Annotated in this window: 14 protein-coding genes; 11 read left to right on the top strand and 3 right to left on the bottom strand. The window is 43.3% G+C overall.

Features of this window, described 5'->3' with window-relative positions:
- The first annotated feature begins 166 nt into the window (after positions 1-166).
- Together C7R91_RS29690 and C7R91_RS12410 are read left to right on the top strand one after the other, a co-directional pair.
- A complete protein-coding gene (locus tag C7R91_RS29690; RefSeq protein WP_236697887.1) occupies positions 167-325 on the top strand; it encodes a hypothetical protein in 159 nt (52 codons plus the stop codon).
- Positions 312-935 carry a hypothetical protein gene (locus C7R91_RS12410; protein ID WP_047070544.1) on the top strand — a complete coding sequence of 208 codons (624 nt, stop codon included), beginning with the start codon at positions 312-314 and terminating at the stop codon, positions 933-935. Before C7R91_RS29690 ends, C7R91_RS12410 begins: the two co-directional genes overlap by 14 nt.
- A 278-nt stretch (positions 936-1213) precedes the next feature.
- Here C7R91_RS12410 and C7R91_RS29340 read toward each other — a convergent pair whose 3' ends face one another.
- Together C7R91_RS29340 and C7R91_RS12415 are read right to left on the bottom strand one after the other, a co-directional pair.
- Positions 1214-1366, bottom strand: coding sequence for a hypothetical protein (locus C7R91_RS29340; protein ID WP_162837753.1), 153 nt, complete (start codon positions 1364-1366; stop codon positions 1214-1216).
- A 74-nt stretch (positions 1367-1440) separates the two neighbouring features.
- Complete coding sequence (locus tag C7R91_RS12415) at positions 1441-3426, bottom strand: serine hydrolase domain-containing protein (RefSeq protein ID WP_047070545.1); 1986 nt, start codon at positions 3424-3426, stop codon at positions 1441-1443.
- A gap of 270 nt (positions 3427-3696) precedes the next feature.
- Here C7R91_RS12415 and C7R91_RS12420 point away from each other — a divergent pair, with 270 nt between their 5' ends.
- From C7R91_RS12420 to C7R91_RS12460, 9 genes are all read left to right on the top strand, one after another.
- Positions 3697-4284, top strand: a complete 588-nt coding sequence (locus tag C7R91_RS12420; RefSeq protein ID WP_047070546.1) for a sensor domain-containing protein — start codon at positions 3697-3699, stop codon at positions 4282-4284.
- A gap of 4 nt (positions 4285-4288) precedes the next feature.
- On the top strand, positions 4289-6097 hold the full coding sequence (locus C7R91_RS12425) for a helix-turn-helix transcriptional regulator (protein ID WP_083995100.1): 1809 nt from the start codon (positions 4289-4291) through the stop codon (positions 6095-6097).
- Between the two features lie 327 nt (positions 6098-6424).
- A complete protein-coding gene (locus C7R91_RS12430; RefSeq protein WP_236697888.1) occupies positions 6425-6730 on the top strand; it encodes a hypothetical protein in 306 nt (101 codons plus the stop codon).
- 317 nt (positions 6731-7047) lie between these two features.
- On the top strand, positions 7048-7671 hold the full coding sequence (locus tag C7R91_RS12435; RefSeq protein WP_047070547.1) for a hypothetical protein: 624 nt from the start codon (positions 7048-7050) through the stop codon (positions 7669-7671).
- 436 nt (positions 7672-8107) lie between these two features.
- Complete coding sequence (locus tag C7R91_RS12440; RefSeq protein ID WP_047070548.1) at positions 8108-8692, top strand: hypothetical protein; 585 nt, start codon at positions 8108-8110, stop codon at positions 8690-8692.
- 16 nt (positions 8693-8708) lie between these two features.
- A complete protein-coding gene (locus C7R91_RS12445) occupies positions 8709-9605 on the top strand; it encodes a nucleotidyl transferase AbiEii/AbiGii toxin family protein (RefSeq protein ID WP_236697889.1) in 897 nt (298 codons plus the stop codon).
- 152 nt (positions 9606-9757) lie between these two features.
- Positions 9758-10210: a Dps family protein gene (locus C7R91_RS12450; protein WP_047070550.1), complete on the top strand. Its 453-nt coding sequence runs from the start codon at positions 9758-9760 to the stop codon at positions 10208-10210.
- Positions 10211-10402: 192 nt separating this feature from the next.
- The gene (gene coaA / locus C7R91_RS12455; protein WP_231850569.1) at positions 10403-11341 is read left to right on the top strand and encodes a type I pantothenate kinase; all 939 of its coding nucleotides are present in this window, start codon (positions 10403-10405) and stop codon (positions 11339-11341) included.
- 23 nt (positions 11342-11364) lie between these two features.
- Entirely contained in the window at positions 11365-11817 is a 453-nt protein-coding gene (locus tag C7R91_RS12460; RefSeq protein WP_047070551.1) for a 2-thiouracil desulfurase family protein, read from the top strand.
- Positions 11818-11848: 31 nt separating this feature from the next.
- Here the strand turns inward: C7R91_RS12460 and C7R91_RS12465 are convergent, their stop codons facing one another.
- Positions 11849-12346: a hypothetical protein gene (locus C7R91_RS12465; protein ID WP_106786196.1), complete on the bottom strand. Its 498-nt coding sequence runs from the start codon at positions 12344-12346 to the stop codon at positions 11849-11851.
- Between the last annotated feature and the right edge of the window lie 35 nt (positions 12347-12381).

Here is a 12381-nt window from a genome sequence, read left to right on the forward strand (position 1 = left end):
AAGCTGTACGGAATATATATACACATAACCATCCTAATAATGGTGTATTTAGTTGGGGGGATTTGGAGACAGCAAGAGGTTTTGATATGGCAGGAATAAGAGATGCATTATCGAATGGAGCAACACTTAGTATAAAACGGAACCAAACGGATGGAATTGGGATACTATGGATACACAATTAATTCTGAATAAAGCAAAACAAAATGTACTTACTAAACCAGAGTACGCTGAATTCTTAAGGCAAAGAGATCAAGTGGCGCTAGATATGGCATGGATGAAAGAATCTGCTGAATTGATGGGAGGTAGTTTTAATGTATACAAATAATAGTGAGGAAAGAAAGTTCCTATATGCTAAACCCTACTTCGTTGGAGTGATTGTAGACACAGATTCAAATGAATTTGACTGGTTTTGGAACGACGACGAGAGAGGTCAATTAGGGAGATTCATAAAAGAGAGTAACTTTACTGATCTTATATGTGAATTGGTTCATATTTTCAAAGAAGGGCTGCCAAACTACTACGAGCTTTCTTCACTTTTTAGTGTGAAATATGAAATAGTACAAGGATATTTAATATCTCGTTATGGATTAGAAACTGCTCGAAAAGAGAAAGATGAGTTTGAAAGACGGTTTGGTAAAGGTAAAGCAGGTATGGATAATGGAGATAAAATTATTTGTAGAGTCGAAAACATTGAACGTAAAGATCAAGATATATCTAAAATAGAAATGGATATTGACATTGAGTGTTTAAAAATCAATGACCTTTATTTATTTGTCAACGAAATACCAGATCTGAATGAATTGAAAGCCAACATTGAGGCGAAGTTTGATCATATTAACATTACTGTTAGTAATAAATTAATAGTCGAAGATAAAACCTATAGAATTATTGTTTTAGAAGATGAAAATAGGATGGCTGGGCATTTTCAGGAATAGTAGACTGTTGGCCAAGGGTCTGCCAATAATTTTGTTTAAACATACGCCACGATACGAGCTAACCGTCCGTATTGTGGTTTCTTTTTCATCCATCGTTATTTTGTAAAATAAATTCGAATTTGAATAGGGAATTGTTGGGAAGTTGTTTCTGCCATCATGGCCCGCAGAGCCTTCAACAACCAAGTAGCTGAGGTGCTCTCTTATAAGCTGATTCTTTTTTCTAGACGAAAAAAGACTGCCGAGTTTCTCGACAGCCTTAAAGTGGGAGACAGTAATTATTAATCTTTCAACTCCGTAATCACTTTTGAAGCCCGTTTTTCATCAGGGGTAGGGAACATTTGAAATTGATGCTGAAGGTCGATTTCCTTCTCATTCAAGTCACTTGAATCTTTTTGCTCAGCTTGTCCCCTGTGTTTATCGCTATTTTCCACGACCAGTCACCTCCCTCAAAGGAGTAGGGTATACAACAAGTCCCTATTTTATCCCAGAAAGAGGAAAAGAATGCTTATCGTTTAATCGGCAATGAATAGTAACCAAATGCTAAGTCAAGCAAGGCACTGGCTTCTTGACGCTTCAGTAAATCTTTTGCACGGAATGTGAAAGAGCCATCTGGGTTTACCTTCGTGTCAGGATCGATGATGCCTTGTGAAACAAGAGCAGTGATCGCATCTTTTGCCCATGCGTCGGCTGTGTCTTGCAGCGTCACTTTGCTGGTTGCCACTGGTTCAAGCTGCTTTAAATTTTGGATCATGGCAGCAGCGACTTGTCTTGTGATTGGTGCCGAAGGGTTCAAATTAGGGATGCCCACGGCCAATTGCTGTCTAAGCCCGTCTTCCATCCCGGCCATTACGTAATGGCCTTCTGCTTTGATCAGGGCGTCAGCAAATTCACCTTGTGTCATGGTCCCTGTAGGATCAAATTTACTTCCTGATTTCGCTGCCATAATGGAAAGGGCGCTGAGGTTGTTGATATGGGTCTTATAGCTGCTAGTGTTAGGGACGTCTGAGTAGGTCTTTTCCATTTCCATTTTTTGTGATTCGCCAGCAAGGCTAACGCCTTTTGGTGTTGTATAATAGAAGTATTTGATGTTACCGTTTTTGTCTTCCTTGAACGCGACTTTTTCGCCTGCCTCATCTACAAATAGCAATGGGCGAATCATTCGCAGCTTTTGTTTTCCGGTTGCCTCACTCTCAAGCACGAGTGATCCATTCTCATAGGTAATAGAAGTGCGTGTCCAATAGGCACGCGTATGTTGATACAGCCCGAAATATTTTTGCGCATCCGCTTCACTCAAGGGCAAGTAAACAGGCTCAGCTTTTTTTTCTGTTTCTGGGAAATAATGATCCATGAATTCTTTGTAAATATCAGCGCTAACCATTGAATCATTGTTGTAGGACATGAAAAAGCCGGTTTTATGTTCCGGGATCAATACCATCAGGGAAGAATGGCCTGGCATGTTTCCGCCCTTCAAAACAACGTGCTGACCATTTGTATACTCTGGAAAATAGTTTTCAAAGCCTACTGTTGTGATCGGGATGTCATCCGCGAAAATCTGGTGCGTATGCATCAATTCCATGCTTTTCTGGCTGACGATTTCCTTGCCGTCAAATTTTCCGTTTTGCAGGTGCATGATCATGTACTTTGCCATGTCTTCTGCTGTTGATATAATGCTTCCCTGCGGACCATCAGTTGGATTGGTTCCTTCTAGCGGACGTGGCTCGCCATTATCATAGTAATTGGCAGCCATTCTCTTCATGAGTTCAGGCTTCAAACGTTCACTGGTCGAGGTCATTCCGAGAGGCTTGAACACTTTTTCATCCATATACTGGGCAAAGGGGATTCCACTTGCTTTTTCCACGGCGTAGCCAGCGAGCAAGAATCCTGTATTATCATACGTATAGGTTTCGCCAGGCGGTCGGATGATGACCGGCATGTGCTTTGGAAAGAATTCATCCATAGAGATGTCCTGCCCGATGTATTGTGGACCGGTAAAGGTAGTTTCATCAGGAAATGCGAAGCCAGGTGTGTATGTGAGCAAGTCGTACATGGTGACGGGTTTTCCTGTATTATTAGGAATTTTTAGCCCACCGAGATATTCCTCTATATTGCCATGCAAGTCAATTTTACCCGCATCGACTTGCTGCATGGCAGCCAAGGCGGTAAAGGTTTTTGATACTGAGCCAATTTGGAACACCGTGTCTTTATCAACAGGGATTTTCTTTTCCTTGTTAGCAAAGCCGTAGCCTTTGTTCACGAGGACTTTTCCATCACGGACGACAACAAAGCTGGAACCAGCCACATTATATTCTTTCATTTTTTCTGCAAACAGTGGATCGGCAAACGCTTCTATTTCTTTGGCATCCACCGGTCCTTGGGTAATGGAAGCAGTCTGAGTGGATTCCACAGCTCCGAGCGACTGCGTGCATGCGGAAATCAAGGTCGTGGAGAGAAGAAAAACGACGAGACTCATTTTTTGTATCACTTTTTTCATGTGCGATTCTCCTTTGTTTTGGTAACACGTTTTGGCGCATCGACTCCTGAAGTGAGCGCTTTAGCACAGTATGGCAAAGCTCGTGTCATACTCGATAGTTACTTCCTGTCATCACTTTTCCGACTGACAAAATGATTTTGATGAAATGACATGACGCAGCCTGTCATATGACATTTTGATACTGGTTCATGTGACGCGCAGTGGTTTACGGTAAGGGCAGACCGTCATCAGTATGTCGGAAAAGGTATAGATAGGAGAGAATTAGCTCAGATGAAAAGAGCGATCATGCGTAACGTTCAAAATGTTATCTTTTTGCTGTATACATTTGTCTCGGGAGTATTTTATTTATGTTTTTACTTGGTCAGTATCGTGCTTGGCTTGGCCTTGTCATTTACCGTAGTGGGAATTCCGTTGCTCACCAATGTTTTGCGTACAACTCAAACCTTTGTCCAGCATGAACGTATTCAGACGAAGATTTATACTGATATTTCGATAGAACCTTTCGAAACAAGACAAAGAATAGAAGGTAATCAATGGAAGCAGGCAAAGGCGGAATTAATGGATGTGAGAAACTGGATATCCGTTTATTGGCTGATGCAAAAATTTGTCCTAGGCTGTATCTGCCTAGTGGTCGGAGTGCTCATCTATATTGCACCCGTATGTTTTGCGTTCATACCGTTGCTCTATCCTTTCGTGGAGCTACATTTTTTCGGAAGCGTAGTGGATTCAGAGCTGAAGGCATTGCAAATTATGGGTTTAGGATTCATACTCATGATCGGGTGCTCCAAGCTAGGGAGCGGACTGGTACAATTAGTTGGTGGGTACACGCGCTTGATGTTCAAAGCAATTAGGGGATGATGGTTTGTTAGATATCGTAAAACAATGGGCCTGGTATGACTGGGTGATGCTTTTTTTACGTCTGATCGTTTGCTTTTCACTCACCGTTACAACTGTAACATTTGGAGAGTATCTCACTTTGCCCTTATGGATGGTTATACTTTGGGAAGTGATGGTTTTTTCCGTCCCGTGGATTTGTTTAATGCTGAGCTATCGTTACTATCTGATAGCAGAAATGCTCTTGTTTGGCGGATTATCGATTTATCTCACGTCTATGTTTCCGGAGGCGTACCTTTCTTTTTTGATGCCAGCTTTTTTGATTGCCGCCAATAGTGCGGAGAAATCGTTTCGCTGGTCGGCTCCCATTACGATTGTTTTTATCCCACTGTTGATTATGTTTTTTTCTCGTGCAATTGATGTGTTCGTGATTTTGCCGCAAGTCGGGCTTGCTTATGCGATAGGGTTTGCTTTTCATTTGCTCATCGTCAACCATCGTCAAAATGAAATTATTCGCAAGCAAAACAGTGTCCTGGAGCAATACCTCACCCAAATCGAGAGAGTGACTCTGCTGGAGGAGCGGGATCGGCTTTCCAAGGACCTGCATGATACGATGGGGCATTCCTATGTCTCGATCATTATGGGGATGGAAACCTTACGTCAGGATATAGCGTCGCAGGAAGGGGTGCAAAAGCTCGAATCCCTCTTGCACCTTGCACGAAAAGGCATGAAGGAAGTAAGAGGGTACTTGCATCAGATGGGGTCACCGCAAGAGACGCTTCCCTTGGTTCATTCGCTGAGGCAGCTTGCGGAGGAGTTTCAGACACATGCAAAAGTGAATGTGCGGTTTCGTGCGATTGGAGAAGAGTATCCGGTCGGTAAACAGGTAAAAATGACCTTGTTTCGCTGCTTGCAGGAATCTTTGACGAATGCCGTACGTCACGGGCACGCTACGGACATCGTCGTTTCCTTGCATTTTGAGCAGCAACAGACAAGGCTGGAAGTACAGGATAACGGTCATGGAGTGGAAAATTGGGAGGATGGCTTCGGCATCACGACGATGAAAGAGCGGGCCTCTCTTCTGCAAGGAAGAGTATCCGTATACTCAGAGCGGGGAGAAGGAACGCTCGTTACTTGTTTGGTGCCGAGGATGGTAGAGAGCGCCGATGAAATCATTCGTTTGTTTATCGTCGATGATCACTCGTTTATTCGGGAAAGCTTGCGCTCCATATTAGAGGGACAGCGGGATCTGCGGGTAGTCGGGTTAGCCGAGGATGGGGCGCAGGCTGTGGAGCTGTGCGAGGAGCTGGAACCAGACCTGGTGCTGATGGACTTGGAGATGCCAAATATGGACGGGATTACTGCGACAAAACGAATAAAGGAAAAATGGCCCGGTATTCGTGTCCTTGTCCTGTCTACGTTTCAGGATACTGAAAAAGCCAAGGAAATCATGCGCAGTGGTGCAGACGGCTATCTCTTGAAATCGATCGATTCACGAGAGCTTGCAGAAACGATTCGCCTCGTCCATCGCGGTGGTACCATGATTGCACAGGACCTGTTTCATAAAATGCTGGATGCACAGCCAGTAAACCAACAGGAAGATCTGTTCGTTGCGCCGAAACTAAGCGAAAAAGACGAGAATGCTTATGGTTTAACGAAGCGGGAGCAAGAGATTTTGCAGATGCTTTCCCAAGGCATGCGCTATAAAACAATCGCTTCCAAGCTGTATTTGTCAGACGGTACCGTCCGTAACTATGCGTCTGCTCTGTATGACAAGCTCGGGGTGCGGAATCGGGATGACGCGGTACAAAAAGGGAAAATGGAAGGACTTCTGTAATGTGTGATAGCCAGGGAGGTAGGCCCTGGCTTTTTTGCTTTTTCCTGTCTTATTCACGGCTTTACACCAGATAGAGTAGGGCATAGAAGAGCAGTTCGATTTAAATGATGTGGATGAACAATTATCAGGAGAGGAAAAGGCAGATCAGTCATTCGAATAAAGGAAGTATTGAGTAAGCGATAGAATACAGCCTGATTAAAAACTTATTCTTATTCCAACTGAATGATGAGAGGGAATGAGCCTTTTCGTGACACTATCAACTTTGAAAATGTAAAGAAAATCAATTTACCGGCTCCTAATGAGTTTTCACAAGATTGGGAGTATGAAGTGTCCGATTCCTCAAGAGTAGCCGATTTCTTATTTGCATATGAAAACTTTAATCTAGAGAAAGAGGAAAAGTTTGCTTTAATGATTGTTATTATTTCCTCATACGATGATGCGATGGTTAAAGAAAAGGATGAGGAGAGTTGGGCTACCTCCATAAGGAATAATCTCCTTAAAGATATTCGCATTCATAAGAATACGATTGATTATTGGGCGATGTTGGATGAGGCCGATTTGGACAATTGCTTTTTTGTAACACCTTTTATAAGGGAGATCGTAAATGTAGCTAAGCTAGGTGGTCGAAATTAAACTTCCAAAGGCTAATCCCACCTTTAACGATGAGGGAAACATGAGAGTAAATGGAGGATTATGCAGCAACTAAGGGAAAAACTGTCACTGGAACAATTCGATAATCTTATTACAAGAAAAACCTTGGTATTAGAAAAAATTGAACAGATGCCAATTGCATATCATTTAGATACGATAGGTTAAGTCGGAATTTTCAAACCAATCCCCTAAGAAATTTGACAACTATTTACATAAAGTTGTATATTAAACTACCAAATGTAACCCCCTATATACATAAACAATTCTTCTATCCAAACTCCACGAGGAGGAATGACACGATGGAAATGTCTATCACAAGAGGACTCTCAGAACTAAAGTTACTCGATAAACGAATCCAAAAAGGAATCAATGAAACGACTTTCATGTCTTCGGCCATAGGGCATAAGCCAGTAACTGGCTATACTTCAACAGAACTGTATGTGGAAACGACAGAGCGCAACTACCAATCCACCATTGATCTAATAAAAAGAAGACAAAAAATTAAGTCACTGATCGTCGAGTCCAACGCAAAGACGATGGTAACGATTAGCGGCAAGAGAATGACAGTGGCAGAAGCAATCGAGCGAAAAACCTCCATTCAATATGAGAAATTACTGCTGGAGAAAATGAGAAGAGATTACAATCACGCTGTCACGCAGGTTGAAGAGAAAAATGAAGAAGTACAGCTGCGGTTAGAAAAGCTGCTCGAAGCGAACTTTGGCAAAGACTCCAAGGTGAAGGATACAGAAATGGAAGCGATCTCCAAACCGTTTAAAGAGCAAAATGAAGCGAAGCTCGTAGACCCATTGAAGTTGAAAGAGAAAATGGATACGCTAAGTAAAGAAATCGATGAGTTTGAGTGTGAAGTCGATTTTATTTTAAGTGAATCCAATACGATTACCAAAATCAATCTTGTGGATTAACAGTGTGTTTTGCTGCTAATCATTTGAATAGTTGATAAACGAGAGTCCCTTACCTAGTGGGTTAACTAGGCCATCCTAAAGCTATTTGGTGAATATGAGGATGAAAGCTCAAAGCTTAGCGCTTAGATTTCAAAACTTACGTATCAAAGCTCTTTAGGCTCAAAGATCAGGACTTAGGCTTTAAAACTCGATGAAATCTTGGAGTACTGGTCCATAAAAGTGCACTCTCTGGACTTTTCAGCAACCACCAAGCTAAATGGTTAGCAACTAGCACTCATACAAAGTAGAGATAAGTTGAGAAATGATTTTCAACGTACCTCTACTTTTTTATTTTTTAAACGTAACGGTTAAGAGATAGCAAAGATATGTCGATACAAAGAGGAAGAAAAGGAAATAAATTGATTATGCAATACAAGGAAAGTCAGGGAGTGAAGTAATGGAATTTGAGTTTCATGTTACCTTCAACGATCTACAACTTGATGAAAAGAAAGCTTTTATCGATCTCTGCCAATCGCAACAAGTGAAACCGGTCATGATCGTCTTGGATCAGGGAAATTACATCAATCAACCGATGATAACAGGAGTAATTAAACGACCAGGTTTTCATGAAGCCAATATAGAGATGGAAAAGATTGCAGCTACGTTTCAAAACAACGGTTTTACCATCGTCCGAAAAAAAGTAGAGATTTCTCCAAAGGAAGAAACGTACTTTCACCAGCCCATCCTGAAAAACTCGAAGCCTTACTTCGAATGGCATGGCAAAGTACAGGTCGATGATGTCGCGGCGTTACGAAATTTATGCGAGGGTCATGGCGGGCATATTTCGAGAAACTCTTTGAATGCGAATGGAAAGGTGAGATTTATCACCGTCCGAGAATATGAAAGCCCGAAACAGTTTTACGATCGAGTAGAAATGATACATACCATTTTGCAAGCAAATCAGATCGAGCTAATCAAAGAACAATACGAATTATGTATCTATGACAGTCGTGAAGAGCTGGACAGCGGTTGGATTTCCTAATTTTAGATGGAGGATCATGATGATTACATACGACGATGTAGCAGGGTTGGAATATGAAGCGAGAGAGCTCATTGTTTTGGAAGCACTGTTGAGAAGAATTGCTCTTGTGAATATGCCCTTTGTATTAAAAGGCAGCCTTCTAACCAGACAATATTTGGACAACCGAGAGATTCGGGACGCGGATGATATCGACTTATTGTATGCCGGGAAGATCAGGGACGTCGAACATGCCCATGAAGTATTTACGCAATGGATGATTCAAGTAACCGAAATGGATCTAAACGACGGCGTCATGTTTAGAAGTTTTCGCGAGAATGCATTTTGGAGATATATCGATTACGCTATGGCAGATGATTTTCCGACGATCAATACGGATATTGCCTATTATTTCAAAGGTCAAACAAGGGAAGCAAATGACTATAACGAGCTGAATCTGGATATTTCGTTTAACTTGGAAATGGATGCAGACCCGGTTCCGCTGGAGTACCAACCTGTCTTTGGGGATCGTTTTCTTGTTCCGTACACCGTACCCCTGTCCATCCAGGTTGCTTGGAAGCTGCATCAAACGATTGTCAGGCCGAGGTTTAAAGACTTGTACGATTTGAAATTTTTACTCTCTCATCCGTCCTATGACAACGAAGCGCTCAAGGAAACATTACAGGCGCTCGTGAACGAATGCAGTATCGATCCAGCTATTAAAAAAGCGGATATGAAAAAGGTGCTCGTCGATGATTTACATCACATATACGATTCATTATCCTACGATTACCACTTGAGAAAATATGCGGGCAGCATGGATCGCGGCCTTTATTTTACCCAGTTTGTCAGTGATTTGCGCAAAAAGATGGATTTTGCCGGGATTAATGGGTATGCGTTTGAAAGTTTACCGAGTCCAACACAGAAAAAATTGTAACAGGATAGTAAGTGAGGTAGGCTTGTTCCGTCTTAAAACGGAAATGACACGAGCCGGGTAGAAAAAATGGACTGACATGAAAAGTATAGAAACGCTCAATTCACCACATACTACAAACGCTATATCTATACCATGAGAGGTGGAGCGTCCGGATGAGTATGACAATGAGTCGGCCCGTAACCGACGTACTTAATAAACAAGTTGCTAACTGGTCTGTGCTGTATATGAAGCTGCATCATTATCACTGGTTTGTCAAAGGCCCGAATTTTTTCACCCTGCATGAAAAATTCGAGGAGCTATACAACGAGGCAGCCAAAAATGTGGATGAGCTGGCAGAGCGGCTGTTAACGGTTGGGGGCAAGCCTGTTTCGACGTTGAAGGCCTGTATGGAGCAGGCTTCCATTAAGGAAGCAACAGGTGGAGAGTCTGCGGATCAGATGGTAGAGGCAGTCGTGAACGATTTTACACTCTTGATCAAAGAGCTCAAAGAAGGTATTACAGCCGCGGAAGCAGGGGACGATGAAGCGACTGGCGATATGTTCTTAGGGATCATGGACAGCCTGCAAAAGCATGTGTGGATGCTGCAAGCCCACTTGGGAAAATAACAAGAAATTCTTTTACAAGCAAAGCTGATGCCATGGGGTATCGGCTTTTTTCCTATGTACTCATGAAGGCAAAGTGCAGAGCAGCTCTGATTTGGGGCAACCCCCTTGTTCCCAAGAAAGTCATGCTGGTGTAAACTAACTTTGTGTTGAATTAAAGAAAGCACTTTCATGATGGAAAGGATGTACATTCCCATGGCATCACCCTATGTTACATTTAATCGCGAGCAGTGGAGTGCTCTGCGGGCTTCCACGCCGTTGACCATATCTGATAACGAGCTTTCCCTTTTGCAGGGCTTAAACGAGAAAATGTCCATGACCGAGGTCTCCGATATTTACCTTCCGTTGTCCCGTCTGCTGAATTTGTATGTCGGGGGCACGCAGGAGCTGTACCAGGCGACTCACACTTTTTTAGGGAACCAGGATGGCAAGGTGCCTTTCATTATCGGTATCGCAGGCAGTGTGGCTGTAGGCAAAAGCACAACGGCTCGTATTTTGCAAACGCTGTTGTCCCGCTGGCCGAATCATCCGAAGGTCGATTTGGTAACGACAGATGGATTCCTGTATCCGAACAAGGTTCTGGAAGACAGAGGGATCATGAAGCGCAAGGGATTCCCAGAGAGTTATGACTTGCGCCGCTTTATCAATTTTTTGTCCGATGTAAAATCGGGTTTGCCTGAAGTGAAAGCGCCAGTTTATTCCCACCTTGTGTATGATATCGTGCCAGATGAATGGCAGACCGTCAGACAGCCTGATATTTTGATTGTGGAAGGCTTGAATGTGCTGCAACCGCCTAGAGGTGACGAAAACGATGCTCGTATTTCCGAGGTCATTGTTTCCGATTTCTTTGACTTCACGATCTACGTGCACGCGGAAGAGAAGCATATCCTGCAATGGTATGTAGAGCGATTCAAGCTGCTGCGCCAGACGGCGTTCTCCGATCCATCCTCGTATTTCAAGCGTTACGCGAGTTTGTCTGACGAAGAGGCGACTGAGGTAGCCACCGGTATTTGGACGGAGATCAATGGTGCTAATCTGCGCCAAAACATTTTGCCGACGCGTGTTCGCGCGCAATTGATTTTGGACAAGGGGCAGAATCATATGGTGCAAAGCGTGAAGCTGCGCAAGCTTTAGAAAAAAAGGGGGGGACGGTTGTCATGAAAGTGATTAGTGCCTGTTTGATCGGCTGTGAATGCCGTTACGATCAGAAGTCATGCTTGGACCAAGAGCTGGAGCAATTGCTCCGGGAAGGAAAGGCTATTCCCGTCTGTCCTGAACAGCTGGGAGGCTTGCCGACACCACGACCGCCAGCAGAAATCATCGGGGGGACTGGCGAAGATGTTCTGGATGGCAAAGCACGCATCATAGATGACACTGGCCGAGACGTCACAGAGGAATTTTTGATGGGGGCCAACCAAGCGCTGAAGCTGGCGAAAACGGTTGGAGCCACATCCGCCATCTTAAAAGAAAACAGCCCGTCCTGTGGAAGCTCCTTCGTTTACGATGGCAGCTTTTCCGGGAAAAAAGTGCCAGGTGTCGGGTTGACGGCGGCGCTGTTTCGCAGAAACGGGATTGAGGTAACCTCTGAGGCGAAAACATCTAATGAATAACAAAGGGGGGCGCGATGAATAGCGTCCCCCTTTACAATCTGCTCATATAATAAGCGGTCTCTTCAAGCAACTCCTGTATTTTGAACCAAGAATGCCAGAGAGAAAAACGGAAGAAAATACATGCAACAAATGCTAAAGCAGGAAGGCTACTATCGCGAATAAGATTTCGCAGTATAAACCAGACGGACAGTATGTACGACAAGATTAGGGAATAAAAGATGACATTGCGCTCTTCTCGAATGAGCAGATCGATTTTATCCTCCAGTAATGAAAACTCCAGTTGGTTGTCTTTGTGCATTTGTTGGCGATTTACTCGAGTGTCTGGGGTTACAAAGCTGTAAAGCTCTATTTCTTCCCTGTTTGCTTCCTTGATAAATTCCACTCGAAACATCACACCTGTAAAAATCGATCGTTTCATGTACAGATTGTCAGTATAGAGGCGATTTTGATTTTCCCATACTTGCCAGATAATAAACGAGGCAATGAATAAGGTGAAGACAATCATAATACCACAAAAAAGACCCTTCACGAAGCATGCTGCCTGTGGTCAAGACCCCATTTTGT

Origin of the sequence: Brevibacillus formosus, from assembly GCF_003013405.1 — a bacterium.
Classification (GTDB): Bacteria; Bacillota; Bacilli; order Brevibacillales; family Brevibacillaceae; genus Brevibacillus; species Brevibacillus formosus.